Genomic DNA, 26,530 nt, shown 5'->3' with positions numbered 1-26,530 from the left:
TTAAATTGTTTATATAAAATTAACGATAAAATGTTAATAAACACCATTTTAGGGTGAGTTAAAGTGACTTAATTGAAAGCTTTTTTAATTCGGTCTAAGTCACGTTTTGTATCTTGTTCTTTCAAAGATTCACGTTTGTCGTAGTTTTTCTTTCCTTTGCAAAGGCCTATTTGCAATTTTGCAAGACCTTTTTCATTTGTAAATAACTTTAGCGGGACAATAGTAAGTCCTTTTGCCTGTACACTTTTGTGAAGACTTTTTAGCTCTTTTTTATTCAAAAGTAATTTTCTTTCACTTCTTGACTTATGATTGAATTGATTTCCAAAAGAATATTCTTCAACATAAGTATTGATTGCAAAAAGCTCAAGATTATTAAATTCACAAAAGCTTTCGGTAATATTAGCTTTCCCTAAACGTATAGATTTGATTTCTGTTCCGGATAAAACAATTCCGGCAGTATAGGTATCGATTATCTCATAATCGAAACGAGCTCTTTTATTAAGTATATTGACTGTTTTTAACATAGTTGCAAATGTAAAACAAAATTGAAAAACTTTAATGCAATCTAAGATAATTAAAGAATTTTTTTAATCAATGATTTTGATCATGTTTAAAGAAAAAACTTACAGATAAGTTTGTTGAATAATTTAAAACAAACTCAAACATGAAAAAAAAATTATCATTAGTTGGTATTGTGTTGATTGGTTTAACCGCAAAAGCACAAGATGCAAATCAAGGTTTAAAAGGAGCATGGTTTGCTACTTCACAAATTGGTTATCAGCAAACTAAAACAGGAGATTTTAAAAATACAAATGTAAGTGTATTGCCTGTTGTTGGTACATTTGTAACACCGTCAGTAGCAGTTGGGGCTGGGTTGGGATTTATTAATATGAAATCAGAATCAAATACAGGAACCACTGCAAAGACTGACTTAATTGTTATTGAGCCATTAGCAAGAAAATATTGGAATGTTGCCGGTTCTTTATATTTCTTCGGACAGTTGGCTGCTCCAATTATTACTGGAAAAGAAAAAGAAAATGACTTAAAAGTAAGTCAGGTTGGTTTAGCTTTATCAGGTGGATTTGATTATTTCGTAACTAAAAGTTTCTCTGTTGAGTTTTCTTATGATTTAGCAAATTTTACTTCTACGACTTTGGATCCAAAAGTTGGAGAAAAAACTACTGTTACTAATTTTGGATTAGCACACGTTGCAAATGTTGACTCAGCTTATTTGGTAGGTAATCCAAATTTAACTACACCACTTTCTTTCGGATTTAAATTTATATTCTAATAGTAGTCGATTTGATTTAAATTTAATTTCAATTCGTTAATTTTGTAAAAAAGGAAGACCGTACTTTTAGAATACGGTCTTTTACTATTATTTTAAAAATATAAAATGCAAAATCAATCAAAAGATCCTTTACACGGAATTACGCTTCAATCAATATTAGAAAAGCTTGTCGCTTATTATGGTTTTGATACATTATCGGAATTAATTCCGATAAAATGTTTTACCTCAAATCCGAGTATAAAATCCAGCTTGACCTTCTTACGCAAAACAGATTGGGCTCGTAAAAAAGTAGAGGAACTATATGTAAAATCCCTTCCTAAATTCTAGTTTAATTTATAAGAAAGCATCACGCCACCACGATAGGGTAACCATTCACCGCTTTTATTCCAATTGGCAGCCTTTTCATATCTTCCCGGAGTTCCATCATTGTAATAGCCGTGGTAAAAACCTTGGTGCCAGCCACCTCCTGCAAAAATATCTAATAAAAATTTGTCGTTTAATTTAATGTTGTAACCAACAGTAACTCCTAAACGATAACCAAAACCATGTTCGTATTTGTTAGTGTCCCAATAATTCCATTTTTGTATTTCATAAATGTCAGGACCAGCATGACCACCTACATAAAAACCATTATATTTTTCTTTAAAATGATAACGAACTTCTGGAGTCAAAGTATAAAATTTCATTGGATTATGACCATTGAATGATTCCCAGAAAGAAGCCATAACATCAACGCTAAAAGTAGTTTTTTCTCCGATACTTGTTTCGATTCCTACATTTGGAATTGCAAACAGAGCAGTAGCAGCGTTAAATTTTACATAAGTTTGACTTTGACTTTGAACAGAAGAGAAGAGAACAAAAAGGATAAGTATTTTTTTCATAAAAATAAGTTTTCGGAATCGAAATAAAGCTTAGTCATTTATTTCGCGTGCAAATATAACGCAATAGGCTGGTTTGCTATTGTAGAAAAAGTATATTTAACAAGATTTATTTTTATAAGAAATTAGTAGTTTTTTATTTGTCTAGTAATGAGTAAATTACCTTATCGAGAAAACGGCCTTCATAAAATTCAGATTCTTTAAAATGCGCTTCTTTAACAAAACCACATTTTTGTAATACTTTTTCTGAAGCGAAATTTTCAGGATCAATTACCGCTTCGATGGAATGTAATTTTAGATCATCAAAACCATATCTTATTAATCTATTTACAGCTTCAGGAATAATTCCTTTTCCATGAAATTCGAGTAAAAGCATGTAGCCAATTTCAGCGCGGTAATTTTCAGGCTGCATCCTGTAATAGCCTATGATTCCTAGCAATTTTGAGCTACCTTTTAAAGTGATACCCCAATTGATTCCAACATTAGTAACGATTTTATCTTCTATCATAGCTATATGTTCTAATGCATCTTCAGTGTTTTTCACTAAAGGTCTTGGAATATATTTCATGGTTTCAGGATTTGAACGCAATTCAAAAACCTCGTTTACATCATCATTGATAATTCTTCTTAAAAGTAAACGTTCCGTTTCTATAATTGGAAATGGAGAAAAATTGAATTCTAACATTTTTTAGATTTTATAATATTTGTATACTGAATTTTGAAGTGAATGTCTGATTGGCATCCAAAATTAAAACACCTTTTTTTTCGAATAAATCTCCTGAATTAACAGCTGTATCAGAATATCCTAACCAAGGCTCAATACATATAAATGAAGCTTGTTCTTTTGTCCATATTCCTAAACTTGGAAAATCTTCAAAATCAATTTTTATATAAGGTTTTGAATTTTCAAGAATTGTTAGTGAATTTGATTCTAACGTTTTAAAAATTAACGCATCATTCTCAAACAATTTATAATTTAATGGGACTAAACCATTCTTTGTTTCCAGAACTTTAGTTTTATCTGATATTAAATCATTTTCAAGAAGATAATATTTCAGAACTTCTTCTCTTTCAAATTTTAATGCATAACTCTCAAAATTTTCAGGTAAAGCAATGGCCGGATGGGCACCTATAGAAAAAGGCATTTTACTTTCACTTTTATTAGTTACTTTATATTGAATATCTAAAGCGCTTTCATGAAGTGTATAGATGAGTTGTAATTCAAATTCAAAAGGATACTTTTTCAGCGTTTCCGCATTTGACTGCAAAGAAAAAGTAACACTGTTTTCTGTTTTATCAATCAATTGAAATTCCATATCACGTGCAAAACCATGTCTTGGCAGTTGATATTTTTTTTCGTTTACTGTATATGTATTGTTTTTTAGAGTTCCTACAATCGGAAAAAGAACAGGAGAATGCTTTCCCCAAAAATCAGGATTGCCTTCCCAGATAAATTCCTTGTTCTGGTTGCTCCTTAATGATGATAATTCTGCTCCTACATGTTTGATAGAAGCTTTAAGTGTTGAATTTGAAATAGTTGTATTCAAAATGATATAATTAAAAGGAATTAGTTTTTATCTAGCTGTAAATATATTTTATAAATTTCAGTTTTTGAAGGAAATAGCTTAATTTTTTTTTGATAAAATTTTGCTAAAAATCAAATTTAACCTTAAACTTCTCTCTTTAAATAGCTTTTTTTTTCATTAATTTGCTACATAAACAGCTAAAAAATATGAAAAAACAATCTTCTAAAGCCATATTAGCCATGGCTTTGTTTATAGGGATTACTTCTGTTTGGGCACAACAAACCCCAGCTCCAACAGCAGCAAACCCGGTAAATAACTATAATTATCATGATGCTTTTGCACCGCATTTTTATACAAAAAACGGTACATCAACCCGTTCTGCAAGTGGTCAGCCTGGAGCTGAGTATTGGCAAAACAGAGCTGATTATCAAATTACAGCAAAATTAAATGCAGTAAAAAATGAAATTATTGGTACCGATGAAATTACTTATACTAATAATAGTCCTGATAAATTATCATTTGTTTGGTTAAACTTAGATCAAAACTTATTCAAAGAAGATTCACGAGGAAACGCTGTTGTGCCTTTAACGGGGAGCCGAAATGGCGCTCAAGGTCAGGTTTTTGAAGGAGGAAATAAAATAAAATCAGTAAAAGTAATTTCTGGTGGAAAAACTAAGGTTGAAACTGATGCAAAATTCATCGTTACGGATACCAGAATGCAAATTTTTCTTCCACAAGAATTGGCTTCAAAGGGAGGATCTGTAAAAATTAAAATTGAATTCTCATTTATAGCGCCTTTTGAAGGATCTGACAGAATGGGGGTTTTAGAAACTAAAAATGGAAAAATCTTCACGATTGCACAATGGTATCCACGTATGTGTGTGTATGACGATGTAAGAGGATGGAATACGGCACCCTATTTAGGAGCTTCTGAGTTTTATTTAGAGTATGGTAATTTTGACGTAAAAATTACGGTGCCTGCAAATCACTATGTTGTAGGTTCAGGAGAATTGTTAAACGCTGCTGAAGTTTTACCTACAGAACAGTTTAAGCGTTACAAAGAAGCATCTCAGAGTGATAAAACTGTAATGATTCGTACTGCAGAAGAAGTGGCAGCTACAGCAAATACAAATGCAACAGGGGAGAAAACCTGGCATTATCAAATAAAAAATGCACGTGATTTTTCCTGGGCATCATCGCCAGCTTTTATCTTAGACGGAGCAAAAATAAACTTACCAAGTGGTAAAAAATCATTGGCTTTATCAGCTTATCCTGTTGAAAGTGCTGGAAATGATGCTTATGGACGTTCTACAGAATATGTAAAATCTTCAATTGAAAATTATTCGAAAAGATGGTTTGAATATCCTTATCCGGCTGCGACAAACGTAGCAGGAAATGAAGGAGGAATGGAATATCCCGGTATAGTTTTCTGCGGATGGAAATCTAAAGGAGATGATTTATGGGGAGTTACAGATCACGAATTTGGACATATCTGGTTTCCAATGATTGTTGGTTCAAACGAACGTTTATTTGCCTGGATGGATGAAGGTTTTAATACTTTTATTAACTCGGTAAGTTCTTTTGATTTTAATAACGGAGAATACAAGCAAAAACCTTCAGATCTTCATGAAGATGTAGAGTATTTAACTAGTCCAAAATTAGAGACCATTATGAGTTCTCCTGATAATATGAAGGAAGCTAATATTGGGGTTTTATGTTATGTAAAACCAAGTGCAGGTTTGACAATTCTAAGAGAGCAAGTTTTAGGACAAGAGCGCTTTGACAAAGCATTGCGTACTTATGTAGAGCGTTGGGCTTATAAACATCCTACTCCTGATGATTTTTTCAGAACAATTGAAAATGTTGCCGGAGAAGATTTAAGTTGGTTCTGGAGAAGCTGGTTTGTAAACAACTGGCGATTTGATCAGGGAATTAATTCGATCAAATACGTGAAAAACGATCCATCAAAAGGAGTTGTAATTACGGTGGAAAATTTTGATAAGATGCCTATGCCAATTATTTTGGATGTAAAAACAAAAAGCGGAAAAGTAACCAGAGTTAAATTGCCTGTTGAAATTTGGCAGCGTAACAATGAATGGTCTTTCAAACATAATTCTACAGAAGAGATTGAAAGTGTGACATTAGATCCCGATCATGTTTTTCCAGATTATAACGAAAGTAATAATGTTTGGACAGCAACAAAAGGAGTAATAGAGAAAGATATTATTTTAGATGCTTATGTTGGGACTTATTCGACCGCAAAAGCGCCTTTGAAAATTGAATTTACAGAGAAAAGCAGTGTTCTTAATGTAGAGATAACAAATTATCCAATGTTTTCTGTTGAGCCGGTTGACGGAGAAAAAGATACTTTTCAGTCAAAAAGTGCAGGTCTAAAATTCAAATTTAATGAAGCTAAAACAGGATTTGATATGATTATTTTAGGAAATGGACAAGTAATTCCGTTTATTAAGAATAAAGAATAAAGAATAAAGAATATAAATTTATAAAAACCCGATAGTTATTAGTAGCTATCGGGTTTTTTAGTTTCTCTTGTTTCAGGTTTCAGTTTTCAATTGTTAATCAGTGATCAACCTAAGGTTGTTGAATCATGTTATAGTTTGTGTTTTTTGTAAAAAAATAAAAGTTTCAGAAATCTTAGAGCCTTAGCATCTTAGAATCTTAGTGCCTTACAAAAATAACATTACGCTAAAAAAATGTTAGAATTTTACTTTTTTGTTTTGTAAATAAAAAAATAGTGTACTTTTGCATCGATGAATAAAATAAGTTTACATATAACTTCTTTGTCACGGACAAACTCTCCTGTAACTTCTCCCGAAGTACGGATGCTATCTCTATAGTATTCACAGAGTTTTTCGCCGCGTATTTATTTATATTCATTTTTCATTTTGAAATCATCTAATTTGTCCACTGGACAAACATATCCTAAAAGTATATATCATTTTGTGAATTTTCTAAATCAAGTTTTTGATTTTGAGAATGTTACTTCTATTTTGTCTAATTTTATTGGATTGATTTTTAGATTTCAAACTAAACAGTACGTTTTAATTTTTAACTCTAACTTCAACTATTGAAATGAAAATCTCTATTGTTGTAACTCAAGAAGAACACTTCAAATTCGCACAGGAAATTTGCGATACAATAGAATCATCTGCCTTGTTAAGAGGTACGGGGATTGCTAAAAGAACTCCTGAGTACATTCAGAAAAAAATGTCGAACGGTGATGCGATGATTGCTCTGGCAGATGGAAAATTTGCAGGTTTTTGTTATATCGAAAGTTGGCAACACGGAAAATTCGTCGCGCATTCTGGTTTAATTGTGCATCCGGATTACAGAAGTTTAGGTTTGGCTAAAAAGATCAAATCAAAAGTTTTTGATTATTCTCTAAAAAGATATCCCGATGCTAAAATATTTGGAATCACCACTGGTTTAGCCGTGATGAAAATCAATTCTGATTTAGGTTATAAACCGGTGCCTTTCTCTGAATTAACAACCGATCCAAGTTTTTGGTCAGGCTGTAAAACCTGTACCAATTACGAAATTCTAAAAAGCAAAGAAAACAAAATGTGCCTTTGTACCGGAATGTTGTACGACCCAAAAGAAAAGCAAAAAGATCCGCCAAGACACCCTTTTAATGAGGCTGTTTTGAACAGATTAAAAAAAATAAAACAAGCCTTATTCTTAAATAAGATTCTGTCATTTATTTTTTTTCCATAAGAATACCAATAGAAAGAAATCTCAAACTTGCTAAATACGAAAGTATTAGCCTAAATTATATAAAATGAAAAAAGTTGTATTAGCTTATAGTGGAGGATTAGATACCTCGTATTGTTTGAAATATTTAAAAAATGAAAAAGGATACGAAGTTCATACCGTACTTGTAGATACAGGAGGATTTGATGCTGAAGAATTATCAGCAATTGAAAAAAGAGCTTACGAATTAGGAAGTGCACGACACGCAAATCTTACCATTGTAGATAAATATTATGATAAAGCTATAAAATATTTGATTTTCGGAAATGTATTAAAAAATAATACATATCCGTTGTCAGTAAGTGCAGAACGTGTTTTTCAGGCTATTGAAGCCATAAAATATGCTAAAAAAGTGGGAGCAAGCGCTATCGCACACGGAAGTACAGGTGCAGGAAATGACCAAATTCGTTTTGATTTAATTTTCCAGACTATTGCTCCTGAAATTGAAATTATCACACCAATTAGAGATTTAAAACTTTCAAGACAAGAAGAAGTTGATTATTTGGCTCAAAATGGCGTTCATTATTCTTGGGAAAAAGCGCAATATTCGATCAATAAAGGACTTTGGGGAACTAGTGTTGGAGGGAAAGAAACACTAACTTCAAGCCAGCCACTGCCAAGTGACGCTTATCCTTCTCAATTGCAAAAAGATGGTGAAGAGAAAGTAAGATTACATTTTGAACAAGGAGAATTAGTTGGATTAAACGGTATAATGGATAAACCATCTAATAATATTGTTGCTCTTGAAAAACTGGCAAATGCATTTGCAATCGGTAGAGATATTCACGTTGGAGATACTATTATCGGAATTAAAGGAAGAGTTGGTTTCGAAGCTGCTGCTCCATTAATTATCATCAAATCACATCATTTATTAGAAAAACATACGCTTGGAAAATGGCAACAATACTGGAAAGAGCAATTAGGAAACTGGTATGGAATGTTATTTCATGAAGGACAGTTTTTAGATCCGGTAATGCGTAACATCGAAACGTTTTTACAAGACACGCAAAAAACAGTTAATGGAGTTGTAACTGTTTCTTTAAAACCATATCATTTTTCGCTTGACGGAATTGAATCTGATAATGATTTGATGAATACAGGTTTCGGTCAATATGGAGAAATGAACAATGCCTGGACGTCTGATGATGCAAAAGGATTTATTAAGATTTTAGGAAATGCTCAAAACATATTTTCATCCGTAAACCATTTAGATCATGATTAATGTCGGAATAATTGGTGGTTCGGGCTACACAGCCGGTGAATTGATCAGAATATTAATGTATCACCCCAATGTAAACATTGATTTTGTTTACAGTACAACCAATTCGGGTAAACCACTTTCTGTGGCGCACCATGACTTGATGGGAGATATTGAAATGAATTTTACTGACACCATCAATCCAGATGTAAATGTTGTGTTTTTATGTTTGGGACACGGAAAATCGATTTCATTTTTGAAGGAAAATCAATTTGCGAGCCACACTAAAATCATCGATTTAGGAAATGATTTCAGATTGAATAAAGACGCTCATTTTGAAGGAAAAGATTTCATTTACGGCTTGCCGGAACTGAATAAAGCGGATATCAAAAAAGCAAATTATATTGCAAATCCGGGTTGTTTTGCTACAACAATTCAATTGGCTTTGTTACCATTGGCTAAAAACAATCTGTTGAATAACGACGTTCATATTAATGCCACAACCGGAAGTACCGGCGCTGGAGTTGGTCTTTCAGAAACTTCGCATTTCAGTTGGAGAAACAATAATATGTCACATTATAAAGCTTTTGAACACCAGCATTTAGGAGAAATTGGAGAAAGTTTGGTTCAATTGCAGGATGATTTTGAAAGTGAATTGCTTTTTATTCCGAACAGAGGAGATTTTCCAAGAGGAATTTTTGCAACATTATATACACTATCCGACGATAGTTTGGAACAATTGGTTGCTAAATACCAAGATTTTTATAAAAATGAACCGTTTGTAACCGTTACAACGACAAATATCAATATGAAGCAAGTCGTTCAAACCAACAAATGTATCATCAGTTTATTGAAAAAAGGAAACCGGATTTTGATTACCTCAATCATTGACAACTTAACCAAAGGTGCTTCAGGCCAAGCCATTCAAAACATGAATTTAATGTTTGGATTAGAAGAAACCACCGGTTTACATTTGAAACCAAGCGGATTTTAAGAATAGTTTCAAATTTCAGGTTTCAAGTTTCACGTTCTGTGCCAACTTGAAACCTGAAACCTGAAACAAAATAAACAAAAAACAAGATGAATTTATTTAACGTATACCCACTTTACGATATAACTCCTGTAAAAGCGATAGACTGTACAATTACAGACAATAACGGAGTGGAATATTTAGACTTATATAGCGGACATGGTGTAATTTCGATTGGCCACACGCAACCAGATTATGTAGCCAAATTGAAAGATCAATTGGATCATTTAGGATTTTATTCGAATGCTATTCAGAATCCTTTGCAGGTAGAATTAGCTCAGAAATTAGGAAAACTTTCAGGATTAGAAGATTACGAATTGTTTTTATGCAGTTCCGGAGCTGAAGCAAACGAAAACGCTTTGAAATTAGCTTCTTTCCATAACGGAAAATCAAGAGTGGTAGCTTTTGATAACTCTTTCCACGGAAGAACTTCTGCAGCAGTTGCCGTTACAGACAACAAAAAAATCGTTGCACCAATTAATGCGCAGCAAATCGTTACATTTTTGCCATTAAATCAAATCGAATTAGTTGAAGCAGAATTGGCTAAAGGTGATGTTACGGCTGTAATTATTGAAGGAATTCAGGGTGTTGGAGGTTTAGACCAGGGAACGACAGAATTTTTTCAGGCATTGGAAAAAGCATGTAAAAAACACGATGCGGTTTTGATTTTGGATGAAGTTCAATCCGGATACGGAAGAAGTGGGAAGTTCTTCGCTTTCCAGCATCATGGAATCAATGCTGATATTATTTCGGTGGCGAAAGGAATGGGAAATGGATTTCCGGTTGGAGCCATTTTGATTTCTCCAAAATTTAAAGCAAGTTACGGATTGTTAGGTACCACTTTCGGCGGAAGCCATTTATCTTGTGCGGCTGGAATTGCAGTTTTAGATGTAATGGAAAAATTGAAATTGCAGGATAATGTAAACGAAGTTTCGGCTTATTTCGCTGAGCAAATCAAACAAGTTCCTGGAATCAAACAAGTAAAAGGAAAGGGTTTGATGCTTGGAATTGAATTTGATTTTGATGTTTCTGCTTTGAGAAAGAAATTAATTATCGAGAAACATATTTTTACAGGAAGTGCAAACAACAAAAATCTGTTAAGAATTTTGCCACCATTGACAGTAAAAAAAGCAGACATTGATACGTTTATTGTAGCTTTAAAAGAGAGTTTAGAAGAGCTTCAAAACTAAGTTTACTAAATACTGTTGATTATTCGTTTAATCGTTTAACTGGTTAATCGATTAAACGAATTAAGGATTAACCAATTAAACCAAAAAAAATGAATCCATTATCAATTGAAAAACGCAATCTGGTTTTGCGCTCTATGGCAAAGCTGGTCGAGCAGGAACGGAATCAAATAATTCTCACCAATCAAGAAGATTTGTTGGCTTATGTCGGCTCAGATCTGGCGATGGAAGAACGCTTGAAAGTAGATGATAAAAAAGTTGACGAGATGATTTTATCATTAAACCAATTGGCTTCTCAGGAAGATCCTGTTGGAGTAGAGCGTTTTCATTTTGTTCATGATAATGGAATTAAGGTTATTAATAAAACAGCAGCTTTTGGTACAATTTTAATTATTTACGAATCGCGTCCGGACGTTACAATTGAGGCTGGTGGAATAGCTTTTAAATCCGGAAATAAGATTTTATTGAAAGGTGGAAAAGAGTCTTTACGATCGAATTTGAAAATTGTTGCTTTATGGCATCAGGCTTTGGAAGAAAATGGAGTTTCGAAAGACTGGGTTGAATACCTGAATTACAATCGTACAGAAACGCAGGTATTTTTAGAGAAACCAACTCAAAAAGTTGATTTAATTGTTCCGAGAGGAGGAGAAAAATTAATTGAGTTTGTCAAACAACATGCCACTTGCCCTGTAATTGTTAGCGGTCGCGGAAACAATTTTGTTTATGTTCATGAAAATGCTGATACCGATTTGGCTTTAAAAGTGATTTTGAATGCTAAAACTTCTAAAATATCAGCTTGTAATGCTTTAGATAAAGTTTTAATCGATTCGAGATTACCTAATTTCGAAGGTTTTACCGCCATGTTAATTGAGGCCTTAACTGAATCTAAAGTCGAAATTATAGTTGATAAATCATTGGAAAATTTCGAAAATACTGAAACACTTCAAAATGAAGATATCTGGTACGAAGAATTTCTGGATTATAAAATTGTTATCGGAACAATTGATTCTGAAGAACATGCAATTGAAAAGATCAACAAATATTGTGGAGGGCATTCGGCAGCTATTATTACAAGAGAAGAAAAAAAGGCAAAGCAATTCATGGAGTCTATTGACGCCGCTGCAGTGTATCATAATGCGTCAACGCGATTTACAGATGGAGGACAATTTGGTTTAGGAGGAGAATTAGCGATAAGCACAGATAAATTGCATCAGAGAGGCCCAATTGGTTTACAACATTTGGTCACAAATAAATGGTACGTGTACGGAGAAGGGCAAATTAGATAATTGAGATAATTTGATAATTAGATAATGAGATAATTTTGATTCGAATTTTAAAAAAACCTTAGAATCTTAGTGCCTCAGAACCTTAGAATCTAAAAAAAATGAGCAAAAAACGGATTTTATTAAAAATAGGAAGTAATACTTTAACCAAGGAAACCAACCATATTTCACGGGGAAAGATTGAGGATATTGGTATGCAGATTGCCGCTTTAAACAAAGATTACGAATTTGTAATTGTAAGTTCGGGAGCAATCGCAGCCGCAAAACAATTTGTAAAACTCGAAAGTAAAGGTAAAGAAATTGCATTGAAACAAGCTTTGGCTTCGATCGGTCAACCCCATTTAATGCGGATTTTCCATGAAAATTTCAGCGATTTAGGTTTGTTGACATCACAATGTTTATTGTCTTATTCTGATTTTGAAAAACAACAATCGAAAGTAAACATTGTCAATACGATTAATGTTTTGGTGGAGAACAATTACATTCCGATTATCAATGAAAATGATACCGTTGCCACAGATGAGATTCGGTTTGGAGATAACGATAAATTAGCAGCGTTAACGGCAGTTCTTTTAAATGTTGATATTCTGATTATTGCAACCAATACAAACGGTATTTACACCAAGAATTCTATTCACGATGAAAATCCGGAAACAATTAAATTAGTCAATGATTTAAAGATTTTAGAAAAAGAAATTGGCGAATCAAAATCATCACACGGGACAGGTGGCATGCAATCCAAAATTGAAGCTGCCGGAATAGCAAAAGCAGCAAACATCGAAACCTGGATCGTCAATGGCTTAAACGATAATTTTATTTTAAAAGCATTAAAGGATGAAATTCCTTTTACAAAGATTGTGTAAAGTTGAACGCTGATGAAACGGATTCGCTATCGCGAAGACGCTGATAAAAACGGATTTCTATACCTACTTTTAATTTTTATGTAGTATATTTCATTCAAATTTTTAAATATGAAATTATTACACCAAAATTTAACTGATGCTATCATAAAAACTTTTTACGAAGTATATAATGAATTAGGACATGGATTTTTAGAGAGAGTTTATCAGAATTCATTATACTTAGAATTAAAAAATAAAGGTTTTAAAGTTGAAGCTCAGAAGAAGATAGAAGTTTATTATAAAGGAATCGAAGTTGGTCAATATTATGCCGACTTGATTGTGGATGATTTAGTTATATTAGAATTAAAGGCAGCAGATTGTATAGTGAAAGAGTTTGAAAATCAAATTTTAAATTATTTAAAAGGAACAAATTGTGAAGTAGGTTTGCTTTTAAATTTTGGAGCAAAACCAGAATTTAAGCGGAAAATATTTGAGAACAGTAGAAAAGTAAGAATATAAAAAATCCGCGTAAATCTGCGTCTTCGCGATAGCGAATCAGTTTAATCAGCGTCTAAACCACGCAACAATAAAAAACAAAAAAGTTATGAATTATATTTCAATTCAGGATATCAACTCATTATCAAAATGGGTAAAAAGCGCATTAAAAATAAAAAAAAATCCGCTTAAAAATCAAAGTTTAGGAAAGAATAAAACATTGGGAATGTTATTCTTTAACCCAAGTTTAAGAACGCGTTTGAGTACTCAAAAAGCAGCCTTGAATTTAGGAATGAACGTTATGGTAATGAACTTTACCAATGAAGGCTGGACATTAGAGTTTGAAGACGGAGCTGTAATGAATTCCGGCGCTTCAGAACATATTAAAGAAGCTGCTGAAGTAGTTTCACAATATTGTGATATTATCGCAATTCGTGCCTTTGCAGGTCTGGCTGATAAAGAAAAAGATTATGCTGAAACCGTAATTTCTGGATTTTTGAAGCATGCGACAGTACCAATCGTCAATATGGAAAGTGCTGTTCGTCATCCGTTACAATCTCTGGCTGATGCCATTACAATGGAAGAATATAAAACAAAACATAAACCAAAAGTGGTGCTTTCGTGGGCACCGCATCCAAAAGCTTTGCCTCAGGCAGTTGCGAATTCATTTGTAGAAATGATGCAGATGCAAAAAGACATGGATTTTGTAATTACACACCCGGAAGGTTACGAATTGAGCCCTGAAATTACAAAAGACTGTAAAATCGAATATGATCAAAACAAAGCCTTCGAAAATGCGGACTTCGTTTATGTGAAAAACTGGAGTAACTTCAATGATTATGGAAAAGTAACCAATATTGACCCTAGTTGGACCGTGACTGCTGAAAAAATGGCTTTAACAAACAACGGAAAATTCATGCACTGTCTTCCGGTTCGTCGTAATGTAATTGTAAGTGACGAGGTGATCGACAGCGAGAATTCAATCGTTATTCAGCAAGCGAACAACAGAACGTATTCTGCACAATTAGTTTTACAGAAGATTTTGAAGAAATTGTAAATAAAGGTGTTAAGGTTCTGAGCAGCTAAGTTTCTTAGAACCTCAGAACCTTAGTGTCTTAGAACCTTAAAAAAATGGAAGTTACAGTAATAAAAATTGGTGGCAATATCATCGACAACCCATCAGAATTAGAACAATTCTTAACTGATTTTTCTAAAATTGAGGGCTACAAAGTTTTAGTTCATGGTGGCGGAAAATCGGCTACAAAAATGGCACAAAGTATTGGTTTAGTGCCTCAAATGATTGATGGACGCAGAATTACCGATGCTGCAATGCTTGATGTTGTCGTGATGATTTATGCAGGACAAATTAATAAAGATATTGTAGCTCAATTGCAGGCCAAAGACAACAATGCAATGGGATTTTCAGGAGCTGACGGAAATTTAATTCAGTCAACAAAAAGAAATCACCCAACAATTGATTACGGATTTGTAGGTGATGTAAAAAAAGTCAATACGGCTTTATTGAAAACGTTACTCGAAAACGGAATTGTTCCTGTTTTCTGTGCTATAACGCATGATAAAAACGGTCAATTATTAAACACAAATGCTGATACCATTGCAAGCGAATTATCAATTGCCTTGTCTGAAGTTTTTGATGTTACGCTAACATATTGTTTTGAAAAACAAGGAGTTTTACAAGATTCTGAAGATGATTCATCTGTAATTACAGAAATAAACGAAGCGTTATACAACAAACTAAAAGAAGAGAAAGTAATTCATTCCGGAATGATTCCAAAATTGGATAATTGCTTCAACAGCTTGTCAAGAGGTGTTCAGAAAATCAAAATCGGGCATCATAAAATGCTTCAAAATTCAAATATTCCGCATACGACGATAACATTATAGACTAAAAAGTTGCTAAGTTTCTAAGAAACCAAGACTTTTGCAGTCTTAGAACCCCAGAATCTTAGTACCTCAGTACCTAACAAAAATGAAGAATATAGAAACGCTTACCCAAGAAGCAATTAACTTATTAAAGAATCTGATTGAAACCCCTTCATTTTCAAGTGAAGAAGATCAAACAGCACTTTTAATAGAAAACTGGTTCAATCAAAACGAAATTCCTTTTAAAAGAGAAAACAATAATGTGTGGGCTTTCAATAAATATTTCAACGAAAATAAACCAACACTTTTACTAAATTCACATCATGATACAGTTAAGCCAAATCAGGCCTATACTAATGATCCGTTTAAAGCAATCGAAAAAGACAGTAAATTATTCGGTTTAGGAAGCAACGATGCCGGAGGATGTTTGGTTTCGCTTATGGCGACTTTTGTTCATTTTTATGAAAATCAAAACTTGTCACATAACTTGGTAATTGTGGCTTCCGCCGAAGAAGAAAGCAGCGGAAAAAACGGTTTAAACAGCGTTTTAAAACATTTACCAGAGTTAGATTGCGCTATTGTAGGCGAACCGACTTTGATGCAATTAGCTGTAGCTGAGAAAGGTTTATTGGTTTTGGATGTAAAAGTAAAAGGAACAGCAAGTCACGCTGCACACCAAAACGAAGATAATGCGTTATACAAATCAATTCCGGTAATGGAATGGTTTAAAAACTATAAATTCGATAAAATATCTGATGTTTTAGGTCCTGTAAAAATGACTGTGACGCAGATCAGCGCAGGAAAACAGCATAATGTTGTGCCGTCAGAATGCGATTTGGTAATAGACATTCGTGTAAACGATTGTTATTCAAATACTGAGATTCTAGAGGTTGTAAAAGCCAATGTAAATGCCGAGGTAACACCAAGATCTATGCATTTAAACGCTTCGTCTATTCCAATTGCACACGGTTTGGTTCAGGCTGGAATCGCTTTAGGAAGAACGACTTACGGCTCTCCGACACTTTCAGATCAATCGGTTTTAAGTTGTCAGTCCTTAAAATTAGGACCAGGAGAAACATTACGGTCACATTCAGCAGACGAATTTATTTTTGTAAACGAAATTGAAGAGGGAGTCGATTTGTATATTAAAATATTATCAGATTTCTTTAAATTATAATTGAATCGAAATTAAACCCGACAGGTTTTTAAAACCTGTCGGGTTTCTAAAAATATCACCTATGAAACTTTGGGAAAAAGGAATTGCAACAGACAAACAAATCGAACACTTTACCGTTGGAAACGATCGTGAATTAGATTTAGTTTTGGCAAAATATGACGCTTTAGGATCAATTGCACATGCCAAAATGTTGGGTCAAATTGGCTTATTGACTGCAGAAGAAACAACTTCTTTGGTTGATGCATTAAATGACATCATCGCTGATATTGTCGTTGGAAATTTCGAAATAGAAGATAGTTTTGAAGACGTACATTCTAAAATCGAATATTTGTTAACGGTAAAACTAGGCGATGCCGGAAAGAAAATCCATACCGCACGTTCTCGTAACGACCAGGTTTTGGTTGATGTTCATTTGTATTTAAAAGATGAATTAAAAGCTTTAAAAGAACAAGTAAAAACATTGTTTGACCTGTTAATGGAATCGGCAGAGAAACATCAGAATGTTTTATTGCCAGGTTATACGCATTTACAAATTGCAATGCCATCGTCATTCGGAATGTGGTTTTCTGCTTACGCTGAAAGCCTAATTGACGATGTTACGATGTTAAATGCGGCGTCGAAAGTTGTCGATCAAAATCCGTTAGGATCTGCTGCAGGTTACGGAAGTTCTTTCCCAATAAACAGAACTTTTACGACTCAGGAACTAGGTTTTGAAACATTAAAATTCAATGCCGTTGCAGCGCAAATGAGTCGTGGAAAAGCAGAGAAAACCGTTGCTTTTGCGATGAGTAGCGTAGCCGCAACTTTATCAAAATTTGCAATGGATGTTTGTTTGTATATGAGTCAGAATTTTGATTTCATCAGTCTGCCGGCACATCTTACAACGGGTTCAAGTATTATGCCTCACAAAAAGAATCCTGATGTATTCGAATTAATCAGAGGAAAATGTAATAAGATTCAGGCACTTCCATATGAAATCACATTAATTACAAATAATTTGCCTAGTGGTTACCACAGAGATTTACAGCTTTTAAAAGAAGGTTTATTTCCTGCGATTCAAAACTTAAAAGCGTGTTTGGATATTGCAATTTTCTCTGTAAAAGACATTACCGTAAAAGACAATATTTTAAAAGATAAAAAATACGATTATTTGTTTACAGTTGATACTTTAAACGAAATGGTTGTGGCCGGAATGCCGTTTAGAGATGCTTACAAAGCCGTTGCAGAACAATTGGAAGCCGGAACATATCAATCTCCAAAAGAAACAAAACACACGCATGAAGGCAGTATCAATAATTTGTGTTTAGATGCAATTAAGAATAAAATGAAAGCTGCTTTTTAAGAGCTTCTATTTATATAACTAAAAAAACCGATTTGTATCTTAAAATACAAACCGGTTTTTTTTGGGTTATTTAATTGAAATCTAGTTTTTTATAAACTTGAAAGTTTTGATTCTGTTATCAATTTGAATTTTACAGATATAGTTTCCTTTTGCCAAATTTCCCATATTTAATTCTATATTTTCATCAGAATTAATATTTTTCAAACTTGAATATACTTTGGAACCACTGGCAGAAAATATACTTATAATAGCTGTTCCATTTTCCTTATTTGAAAACTGCACATTTAATAAACTGTCTATAACTGTCGGGTAATATTTTAGGTCTAAATTGTTAGTGTTTTCTGTAACTCCTAAATTAGTAGTACAAGAAGTAGAAATAACTCCGGCAGCCGAAACCTGAAGTGTTGCTCCCGAACCACAAGAAGTGTTCGTAATATATCCGGCAAGGTCAGCTACAGGCAGGGTAGTGTAAGTATATGAAGGTTTAGTAACAGCTTCTCCGTAATCAGCCGGAGCTTTTAGAGAATTTAAAAATACTATACCAACAGTTCCTCCATCGGTACTAATATAATTTTTAAAAGCCGTTCCTATTTGTGCAAAGTCAGTTCCTTCAACATAACAAGTCGAATTTTTATCACCGCCACCTAAACCAATAGCCAGTGAACTTGTTACAGAAGTATTATAGTAACAGTTTAGGATATGAAGTTCTGCATTTCGAGCACGCGGCATACGTTCTCTGCAGCCATCTGCCCAATAACAGTTTTTAAAAGTAATGCTGTAATGACCATCAGACGGAAAATCACTTTTTCCTGAACCCACTAAATCTGTGAATCTATGATCATCTGCGCCACCAGATCCACCTGCTTTTGGAGTTTTTAGATAAGTAAATTTACACCATGAAATTGTAACATTATCTGCTGCTCCTTTATTATCAAAGTTGCCATCCATTCCGTCCTGAAATTCACAATGATCAACCCAAATATTGGTTGCTTCTGAAGTCAGATTATCGCGACCGTCGACATCATAGGCGCCCGGTCCTTCAAATATTAGATTTCGAATAATAATATTATTGGATCCTGGTTTTAAACTCAGAATTCCGGATCCGGCAGCAGTTTGATCGGTACTCACCAGTCTTGCGCCGGGCAATCCAATAATAGTTTTGTCATTAACTAATACACTTGCATAAGTACATGCAATAGTTCCCGAAACCAAAATAACCTGCGGAGTAGTTAATTTTAAATTCGCCGTTAAATCAGCATAAGTCGAAACGGTAACAGGAGTTGCATTTCCGCCTCCGGTTGCAGCAGCTCCAAAGCCCTCTGGTGCCGACATGAAATAATTTTGTGCAGAAAGGTTGGTCAGGCCCAGCACAAAAATAATTAAAAATAGTTTTTTCATTTTAAGTTTAATGTTTGATTTGTGATAAAGAAAACTGGTTTAATGTAATCGATTACACGAATGTAATAATAAAAATGAAAAGTTATTATTTTTTTTATAAAATATTATGCTTGGTAGTTTATACGCTCATTTATAGTAATTAAAACAGAAAGATTTTATTTACAATAATAAAGTTTTATTGAATTAAAAAAAGACTATTTTTGATTTGCTATTTATAAAACCAAAACATGAATAAATTTGATGACCACGCGACTAAATCGCTTCTGGATAAGGATCTAATTACCGAAAATCAATATAAAGAAATTACAGCTTATCGAAATTTGAATATATTTTCATTAAATGCAGAACTAAAACTTTTTCTGTATTTATCTGTTTTACTTTTTACTTCCGGAATCGGAATTTTGATTTATAAAAATATTGACAGCATTGGTCATGTTGCAATTCTTTCAATATTGCTTATCATTATTGGAGTTTGTTTTTATTATTGTTTTAAAAATTCGAAAGGATTTCAAAAAACAGAAACGGTTTTTGAGAGTCCAATTTTAGAATATTTGGTTTTAGCCGCCAATATTCTGACTTGTATCTTTATTGGTTATCTGCAATTTCAATACAAACCTTTTGGAACACATTACGGATTGGCAACTTTAATTCCGACGCTGGTCAGTTTCTTTTGTGCCTATTATTTCGATAATAAAAGTGTTTTGACTATAGCGATTACAGGTACGGCTGCTTATATCGGACTTTCGGTAACGCCTCAGGATTTATTACATAACGATTTTTATTCAAATCCAAACCTGAGTTATTCTGCCATTATATTAGGAGGTTTGTTTATTTTGTATACTATTTATAGTTTAAGAATAAATCTAAAAACTCATTTTAATATTATCTACCTAACATTTGCACTGCATTTAATAAGCATTGCGTCTATCAGCAATCTTGTAGATGATTATAATGATGATGGTATTTGGATGCTTTTTGGATTACTTTTGGCGGGTTCGTCTTATTACTTTTATAAAGTGAGTCATGAAACTAAGGCAATGTCATTGTATGTTTTTATGATTATTTACGCTTATATAGGCTTGAATATATTTTTATTCCGAATTTTCCAATTTATAGATTTCTCAGATATTTGGGAATTGTTTGTTTTTATATTACCAGCCTATTTCATCGGGTCAATAGTATTATTTATTAAACTGATTAAAAAATTCAATAAAGAAACAGCCGAATGATAGCACACGATAAACAATTATTAAACGATTTGGCTTTGTTGGAAGAAGCAAATTCTTTGCAACAAGCTGGCTTTATTAGTAAAGAGCAAAAAGATTTAATTAAAAAACAATTGCCGGATTTTAAAGGACAAAAGAATATTCTGGTGCGCTTGGGATTCTTTTTGTTAGGATCATTTTTGTACGGATCAATTTGCGGAGCAATTTCGATAGTTGGAATGGCGGGCGAAGAGTATTATTTCAAAATCTGTTGCTATATTTTTGCGGGAGTTGGTTTTGCCGGAGCAGAATTGCTAGCCAAACAAAAATATTATGGACACGGTTTAGATGACGCTTTTATTTTAGGCGCTATTTTAAACGTAGGTTTTGCTATCGGAATTTCAACAGACGGATATGAATTGATAATTGCTGTTTTGATGGCAATCGCAGCTTTTGTAATGTATAGACGCTATTTGCATTTACCTTCATTATTGGTGTTTTGCCTGGCGTCGTTAGCAGTTTTATTTTACGGATTGTTTGAATTTGGTGCAATCGGAAAAACAATATTGCCTTTTGTAGCAATGTTATTTGCGGCTGGTTTTTACTTCTTTACTAAAAAATCAATTCAAAGTCTTACTGAAAGTTATTATTACAATGGTCTTTTATTAGCCAATAGTTTCTGTTTAATTCTGTTTTATCTTTCGTGTAATTATTTGGTAGTAAGGGAACTTTCAATAATGCTTTTAGGAAATGAAATACTTCCTGGAACTGATATTCCGTTTGCGTATTTCTTTTACGCTTTTACACTTATTGTTCCGATTCTTTATTTGGTACAAGCTTTAAAAACAAAAGACAGAATAATGCTTTGGATCAGTTTTCTGGCTATTGCATTTTCAATTTATACCATCCGATTTTATTATTCGGTTTTACCAATAGAAGTGGCGCTGACACTTGGTGGAGTAGTTTTGTTTGCGATAGCTTACTTTTCAATTAAAAGATTGAAAGAGGAAGAAAGTGGTCTGACTTTTAAACCGGATAGAATTAATAATTCAAATGCTCTTTTAAATGCCGAGGCCTTAATTGTAGCATCAACTTTTGGAATGAAACCAGAAGCAAAACCAGAAAGTTCTCCGATGGAATTTGGAGGAGGAGGCTTTAGTGGAGGTGGATCTGACGGAAGTTTTTAAAAATAATTTGCCACAGATTAAAGGATTTTAAAGATTTAAAAATCATTTTTAATCAATTAATCTGTGGCAAAAAAATTAAATTTTACTTTTCAAAGCGTCAGCATTAATATCACTGTGCGAAACATCATAAACAGCTTTGCCATTCTTAATTAAAATAAGCTGTGGCGATTCATGATAAACGCCAAATTTACTAGCAATTTCATTTGAAACATCGCGATGTTCAATTAAATCTAAAAAGAAAGCATCAACGGTTTCTTCTAAATCATATTCTCTTTCGAATTGTTTTAAGGCAAAACGACTTATGCTGCATCTTGTGCTATGCTTAAAAATTACAATAGGCTTAACATTCGATATGTTTTCTATGTCGTTTAACTGTGCTAAATTTGTAAGAGGAATCCAGTTCACATTACTTTTTTGTGACTCAGAATTGTCTGAATTTCCGAAGATAGAATTTAAAAAACTCATATTTTGACTGTATTTATGACTTTTTGTCGTTAAAAATTAGCTAAGAAGCTGTTTTTGATGACTTTTTGTCTGTATTTTTAGAATGGAATATAATTTGAAAGTTCATCAGCAAAATTACACCATTTAAAATTAAAAAGTGGATTCAATAAATTCGAATTTTAATGGTATCGATTAATAATAGAAAAATCAAACCTAAATATTAGATCTATGAACATAAATAAATTTACAACCAAATCGCAGGAAGCTATTCAGCTTTCACAGCAATTGGCACAACGATACGAACAGCAACAAATAGAAAACGAACACATTTTTAAAGCCATTTTTGAGGTAGATGAAAATGTAGCACCATTTATTTTGAAAAAACTAAACATAAATGTGCCTTTGTTTTTGCAAATATTAGATTCAACAATTCAAAGTTTTCCAAAAGTTTCCGGAGGCGATATTATGCTTTCCAGAGATGCTAATAAAGCTTTGAATGAAGCTGAAATTATCGCACAAAAAATGAACGACGAATATGTTTCGATCGAACATTTAATTTTGGCCATTTTCGATTCAAAAAGTAAAGTAGCCCAAATTTTGAAAGATCAGGGCGTTACGGGAAAAGCCTTAAAAGCAACTATTGAAGAACTTAGAAAAGGCGAAAGAGTAACATCTGCTTCAGCAGAAGAAACTTATAATGCCCTAAATAAATATGCCAAAAATTTAAACGAATTGGCGCGTGAGGGAAAACTGGATCCGGTTATTGGGCGTGATGAAGAAATTCGTCGTGTACTGCAAATCCTTACACGAAGAACTAAAAACAACCCCATGTTAGTTGGGGAGCCGGGAGTTGGTAAGACTGCTATTGCAGAAGGTTTAGCGCACAGAATCGTGGACGGAGACGTACCTGAAAACCTAAAAGATAAAATAGTTTTCTCTTTAGATATGGGAGCATTGATTGCCGGTGCGAAATATAAAGGAGAATTTGAAGAAAGATTAAAATCGGTAGTAAAAGAAGTTACGGCTGCCGAAGGTGACATTGTTTTATTTATTGATGAAATTCACACACTTGTTGGTGCGGGTGGAGGAGAAGGCGCTATGGACGCGGCGAATATCCTGAAACCAGCTTTGGCTCGTGGAGAATTAAGAGCGATTGGAGCAACAACTTTAGATGAATATCAAAAATATTTTGAGAAAGATAAAGCGTTAGAGCGTCGTTTTCAAAAGGTTTTAGTGGATGAACCGGATACTGAAAGTGCAATTTCGATTTTACGTGGTATTAAAGAAAAATACGAAACACATCATAAAGTTCAAATTAAGGATGAGGCGATTATTGCAGCAGTTGAACTTTCGCAACGTTATATTACGAATCGTTTTTTACCGGATAAAGCTATCGATTTAATGGACGAAGCAGCCTCCAAATTGCGTATGGAAATCAATTCAAAACCAGAAGAATTAGATGTTTTGGATCGTAAAATCATGCAGTTGGAAATCGAAATAGAAGCCATCAAACGTGAAAAAGAAGAAAGCAAACTGAAGATTTTAGGAATGGATTTGGCGAATCTGAAAGAAGAACGCAACGAAATCTATACCAAATGGAAATCGGAAAAAGATGTTGTTGACGGAATTCAGTCTGTAAAACAAGAAATAGAAGACTTTAAATACGAAGCAGAACGTGCAGAACGTGACGGTGATTACGGAAAAGTAGCCGAAATCCGTTATGGAAAAATCAAGGAAGCACAAGAACGTCTGGATGTTTTATTGAAACAATTACAAGGATATCAATCCGGAACTTCATTGATTAAAGAAGAAGTTACTCGCGAAGATATTGCCGAAGTTGTAGCCAAATGGACCGGTATTCCGGTAATGAAAATGCTTCAGACCGAAAGAGAGAAACTGCTTCATCTGGAAGAAGAATTACACAGAAGAGTAGTTGGTCAGGAAGAAGCGATTGAAGCCGTAAGTGACGCCGTTCGCAGAAGCCGCGCTGGTTTGCAGGATATGAAAAAACCTGTTGGTACGTTCTTGTTTTTAGGAACAACCGGAGTTGGTAAAACGGAGCTGGCAAAAGCATTGGCCGAATATTTATTCGACGACGAAAATGCCATGACCCGTATTGATATGAGTGAGTACCAGGAACGCCACAGCGTGAGCCGTTTAGTTGGTGCGCCACCGGGATATGTAGGTTATGATGAAGGTGGGCAATTGACAGAAGCCGTTCGTAGAAAACCATATTCTGTAATTTTGTTAGACGAGATAGAAAAAGCGCATCCCGATACTTTCAATATTCTATTGCAGGTTTTAGACGAAGGTCGTTTAACAGACAACAAAGGACGTTTAGCCGATTTCAAAAATACCATTATCATCATGACATCCAACATGGGAAGTCAGATTATACAAGAGAAATTTGAGAATTTGAAAGGTGGTGTTGAAGCCGCAACTGAAGCCGCTAAAGTTGAAGTTTTAGGTTTATTGAAACAAACTGTTCGTCCGGAATTTATAAATCGTATCGATGAAATCGTAATGTTTACGCCATTAACAGTCGATAATATTTCAAGAATTGTGAGTTTACAATTGAAGAGTGTTAGCAAAATACTGGCCTTACAAGGTATTACAATGGATGCAACTCCAGAAGGAATAAAATATCTTTCAGATAAAGGTTACGATCCTGAATTTGGTGCAAGACCAGTAAAACGTGTTATCCAAAGAGAAGTTTTAAATCAATTGTCTAAAGAGATTTTGGCTGGAAATATTACAACAGACAGCATAATTTTAATAGATGCTTTCGACGGAAAATTGGTTTTCAGAAATCAAACACAGCCCGTAGCATAATTTTTATAAAAGAATAATTTTAAAACACCAGTTTTACAACTGGTGTTTTTTTTTGAAAAAACAAAAACCGTGAATAATGAAACTTTTTTTGAAAGTCTTATAAAGAAATGAATTCATTAAATTCTCAAATTTATATTATATAAAAATTATTATATTTAATCGAATAAATAACTAAAAACCAATAATATGAACAACATTTTTAGAGGATTAATCGCAGGTTACGGAGCAAAAAAATTAGGTGGAGGATGTTTTGGAACTATCTTAGTTTTTATAATTATCTGGGTACTTTTAGGGCAATGCAGCTAATTTTTTAGCTAAAAATTGAATCAAAAGTAGTAGATTCGCACTACCAAATTAAAGAGAATCACAAAATAAAACAATTATAATGGCATCAGGTTTTTTCGTACTATTAGATGATATTGCAGCAATTATGGATGATGTTGCGGTAATGAGTAAAGTTGCAGCAAAAAAAACTGCAGGCATTTTAGGTGACGATTTAGCTGTTAATGCCGAAAAAGCTTCCGGATTTGCTTCTTCGAGAGAACTTCCGGTATTATGGGCCATCAGTAAAGGATCATTGCTTAACAAAGTAATCATTTTACCAATTGCCTTTTTATTAAGTGCTTTTTTTCCAATTGCAATTATTGTAGTTTTAGTTCTTGGAGGCTTGTTTTTGGCTTATGAAGGAGCTGAAAAAATATACGAATTTATATTTCCTCATTCGCATGAAGAATCAGAGGGAATAACCGAAGAAACCTTTACCGAAGAAGAAATTTTGGTCATGGAAAAAGGAAAAATAAAATCAGCCATAGTAACTGATTTTATTCTTTCGGTCGAAATCGTAATCATAGCATTAGGAACCGTAATTGGCAAACCTATTTCACAGCAAATAATTGTCGTATCAATTATAGCAATAATCGCAACAATTGGCGTGTACGGTATTGTAGCATTAATTGTGCGTATGGACGAAGCGGGCTACAAGCTTATTAAATTTAGTAAAAGAGAGAAAAGTATATCAAAGTTTATTGGTAATATTTTGGTGAAAGCGCTTCCGTTAGTTATAAAAGCTTTGACCGTAATTGGGACAATTGCGTTACTATTAGTGGCCGGAGGTATCTTTGTGCATTATATTCCATTTTTTCATCATTTATCGCCTAAAATTAATCTGCCTTCCATTATAAAAGAATTTGTAGTTGGTTTAGCATTAGGACTTATAGTTTTAGCAATTGTAAATCTGATAAAAAAAATACTTCCTAAAAAAACTTCAGCAGAATAAATTAAATTCTAATAACCATATTCAAACACTAGTCGAAGGGCTGGTGTTTTTTTTTGAAGCAGAATAATTGTTTTCATAAAACGACTTGTCCCGCTATCCGCTTGTATCTTTTTATCCACAGAAAAAGCGGCTAAAAAGGATACCGCTGCTATCGGGGCTAGTCTAGAAGTTTTAATTTTTATAAGTTTTTTGAGTAACCAAAAATCTGAGGTACAATTGTTTAAGATCTTTTGGAAAACATTTAACATTTTAGCAAAGCAACCAATACAACGCATTAGCATCTT

General features: G+C 33.5%; 24 protein-coding genes. 18 read left to right on the top strand and 6 right to left on the bottom strand.

From position 1 onward, the window contains the following. Window positions 1-68 precede the first annotated feature (68 nt). Window positions 69-524, bottom strand: a complete 456-nt coding sequence (smpB, locus tag ASC72_RS00910) for an SsrA-binding protein SmpB (protein ID WP_056185320.1) — start codon at window positions 522-524, stop codon at window positions 69-71. Between the two features lie 140 nt (window positions 525-664). Here smpB and ASC72_RS00905 point away from each other — a divergent pair, with 140 nt between their 5' ends. Together ASC72_RS00905 and ASC72_RS00900 are read left to right on the top strand one after the other, a co-directional pair. After that, window positions 665-1,291, top strand: a complete 627-nt coding sequence (locus ASC72_RS00905) for an outer membrane beta-barrel protein (protein WP_056185317.1) — start codon at window positions 665-667, stop codon at window positions 1,289-1,291. Window positions 1,292-1,396: 105 nt separating this feature from the next. Next, window positions 1,397-1,618 (top strand): VF530 family DNA-binding protein, encoded by a 222-nt coding sequence (locus ASC72_RS00900; RefSeq protein ID WP_056185314.1) that lies wholly within the window; start codon window positions 1,397-1,399, stop codon window positions 1,616-1,618. Here the strand turns inward: ASC72_RS00900 and ASC72_RS00895 are convergent. The 3 genes from ASC72_RS00895 to ASC72_RS00885 form a co-directional block, all read right to left on the bottom strand. Beyond that, the gene (locus tag ASC72_RS00895) at window positions 1,615-2,172 is read right to left on the bottom strand and encodes a DUF3575 domain-containing protein (protein ID WP_056185311.1); all 558 of its coding nucleotides are present in this window, start codon (window positions 2,170-2,172) and stop codon (window positions 1,615-1,617) included. The genes ASC72_RS00900 and ASC72_RS00895 overlap by 4 nt on opposite strands. A gap of 133 nt (window positions 2,173-2,305) precedes the next feature. After that, window positions 2,306-2,854, bottom strand: a complete 549-nt coding sequence (locus tag ASC72_RS00890; RefSeq protein ID WP_056185308.1) for a GNAT family N-acetyltransferase — start codon at window positions 2,852-2,854, stop codon at window positions 2,306-2,308. A 10-nt stretch (window positions 2,855-2,864) separates the two neighbouring features. Then, on the bottom strand, window positions 2,865-3,716 hold the full coding sequence (locus ASC72_RS00885; RefSeq protein ID WP_056185305.1) for an aldose 1-epimerase family protein: 852 nt from the start codon (window positions 3,714-3,716) through the stop codon (window positions 2,865-2,867). Between the two features lie 185 nt (window positions 3,717-3,901). On the opposite strand from ASC72_RS00885, the gene ASC72_RS00880 reads away from it, so the two are divergent. The 12 genes from ASC72_RS00880 (at window position 3,902) to argH (ending at window position 17,904) form a co-directional block, all read left to right on the top strand. Continuing rightward, the gene (locus ASC72_RS00880; RefSeq protein ID WP_056185302.1) at window positions 3,902-6,178 is read left to right on the top strand and encodes a M1 family metallopeptidase; all 2,277 of its coding nucleotides are present in this window, start codon (window positions 3,902-3,904) and stop codon (window positions 6,176-6,178) included. Between the two features lie 610 nt (window positions 6,179-6,788). Beyond that, the gene (locus tag ASC72_RS00875; RefSeq protein WP_056185299.1) at window positions 6,789-7,430 is read left to right on the top strand and encodes a GNAT family N-acetyltransferase; all 642 of its coding nucleotides are present in this window, start codon (window positions 6,789-6,791) and stop codon (window positions 7,428-7,430) included. A gap of 64 nt (window positions 7,431-7,494) precedes the next feature. Beyond that, window positions 7,495-8,688, top strand: coding sequence for an argininosuccinate synthase (locus ASC72_RS00870; RefSeq protein ID WP_056185296.1), 1,194 nt, complete (start codon window positions 7,495-7,497; stop codon window positions 8,686-8,688). After that, window positions 8,681-9,658 carry an N-acetyl-gamma-glutamyl-phosphate reductase gene (argC, locus tag ASC72_RS00865; protein WP_056185293.1) on the top strand — a complete coding sequence of 326 codons (978 nt, stop codon included), beginning with the start codon at window positions 8,681-8,683 and terminating at the stop codon, window positions 9,656-9,658. The genes ASC72_RS00870 and argC overlap by 8 nt, the downstream gene beginning before the upstream one ends. Before the next feature lie 86 nt (window positions 9,659-9,744). Further along, a complete protein-coding gene (locus tag ASC72_RS00860; RefSeq protein ID WP_056185290.1) occupies window positions 9,745-10,884 on the top strand; it encodes an aspartate aminotransferase family protein in 1,140 nt (379 codons plus the stop codon). 89 nt (window positions 10,885-10,973) lie between these two features. Next, entirely contained in the window at window positions 10,974-12,167 is a 1,194-nt protein-coding gene (locus ASC72_RS00855; protein WP_056185284.1) for a glutamate-5-semialdehyde dehydrogenase, read from the top strand. Window positions 12,168-12,265: 98 nt separating this feature from the next. Then, window positions 12,266-13,027: a glutamate 5-kinase gene (gene proB, locus ASC72_RS00850; RefSeq protein ID WP_056185283.1), complete on the top strand. Its 762-nt coding sequence runs from the start codon at window positions 12,266-12,268 to the stop codon at window positions 13,025-13,027. Between the two features lie 108 nt (window positions 13,028-13,135). After that, window positions 13,136-13,525: a GxxExxY protein gene (locus ASC72_RS00845; protein WP_056185281.1), complete on the top strand. Its 390-nt coding sequence runs from the start codon at window positions 13,136-13,138 to the stop codon at window positions 13,523-13,525. A gap of 85 nt (window positions 13,526-13,610) precedes the next feature. After that, window positions 13,611-14,558 (top strand): N-acetylornithine carbamoyltransferase, encoded by a 948-nt coding sequence (locus ASC72_RS00840; RefSeq protein WP_056185276.1) that lies wholly within the window; start codon window positions 13,611-13,613, stop codon window positions 14,556-14,558. A gap of 74 nt (window positions 14,559-14,632) precedes the next feature. Next, window positions 14,633-15,406, top strand: a complete 774-nt coding sequence (gene argB, locus ASC72_RS00835) for an acetylglutamate kinase (RefSeq protein ID WP_056185274.1) — start codon at window positions 14,633-14,635, stop codon at window positions 15,404-15,406. Between the two features lie 85 nt (window positions 15,407-15,491). Beyond that, complete coding sequence (locus tag ASC72_RS00830; RefSeq protein ID WP_056185268.1) at window positions 15,492-16,562, top strand: M20 family metallo-hydrolase; 1,071 nt, start codon at window positions 15,492-15,494, stop codon at window positions 16,560-16,562. A 61-nt stretch (window positions 16,563-16,623) separates the two neighbouring features. Continuing rightward, window positions 16,624-17,904, top strand: a complete 1,281-nt coding sequence (gene argH, locus ASC72_RS00825; RefSeq protein ID WP_056185266.1) for an argininosuccinate lyase — start codon at window positions 16,624-16,626, stop codon at window positions 17,902-17,904. 81 nt (window positions 17,905-17,985) lie between these two features. Here the strand turns inward: argH and ASC72_RS00820 are convergent, their stop codons facing one another. After that, a complete protein-coding gene (locus ASC72_RS00820) occupies window positions 17,986-19,302 on the bottom strand; it encodes a T9SS type A sorting domain-containing protein (protein ID WP_056185261.1) in 1,317 nt (438 codons plus the stop codon). 227 nt (window positions 19,303-19,529) lie between these two features. On the opposite strand from ASC72_RS00820, the gene ASC72_RS00815 reads away from it, so the two are divergent. Continuing rightward, window positions 19,530-20,531 (top strand): DUF2157 domain-containing protein, encoded by a 1,002-nt coding sequence (locus ASC72_RS00815; protein ID WP_056185259.1) that lies wholly within the window; start codon window positions 19,530-19,532, stop codon window positions 20,529-20,531. Beyond that, window positions 20,528-21,694, top strand: coding sequence for a hypothetical protein (locus ASC72_RS00810; protein ID WP_056185256.1), 1,167 nt, complete (start codon window positions 20,528-20,530; stop codon window positions 21,692-21,694). The genes ASC72_RS00815 and ASC72_RS00810 overlap by 4 nt, the downstream gene beginning before the upstream one ends. A 75-nt stretch (window positions 21,695-21,769) precedes the next feature. On the opposite strand, the gene ytxJ is transcribed toward ASC72_RS00810, so the two are convergent. Beyond that, entirely contained in the window at window positions 21,770-22,159 is a 390-nt protein-coding gene (gene ytxJ / locus ASC72_RS00805) for a bacillithiol system redox-active protein YtxJ (protein WP_056185255.1), read from the bottom strand. 207 nt (window positions 22,160-22,366) lie between these two features. Here ytxJ and clpB point away from each other — a divergent pair, with 207 nt between their 5' ends. After that, on the top strand, window positions 22,367-24,970 hold the full coding sequence (gene clpB, locus ASC72_RS00800; RefSeq protein ID WP_056185253.1) for an ATP-dependent chaperone ClpB: 2,604 nt from the start codon (window positions 22,367-22,369) through the stop codon (window positions 24,968-24,970). Window positions 24,971-25,355: 385 nt separating this feature from the next. Beyond that, on the top strand, window positions 25,356-26,246 hold the full coding sequence (locus ASC72_RS00795; protein ID WP_056185251.1) for a DUF808 domain-containing protein: 891 nt from the start codon (window positions 25,356-25,358) through the stop codon (window positions 26,244-26,246). Window positions 26,247-26,530: the final 284 nt, after the last annotated feature.

It is taken from the genome of Flavobacterium sp. Root420 (assembly GCF_001427905.1).
Taxonomy (GTDB): Bacteria; Bacteroidota; Bacteroidia; order Flavobacteriales; family Flavobacteriaceae; genus Flavobacterium.
This window is presented reverse-complemented; position numbering and strand designations above follow the sequence as displayed.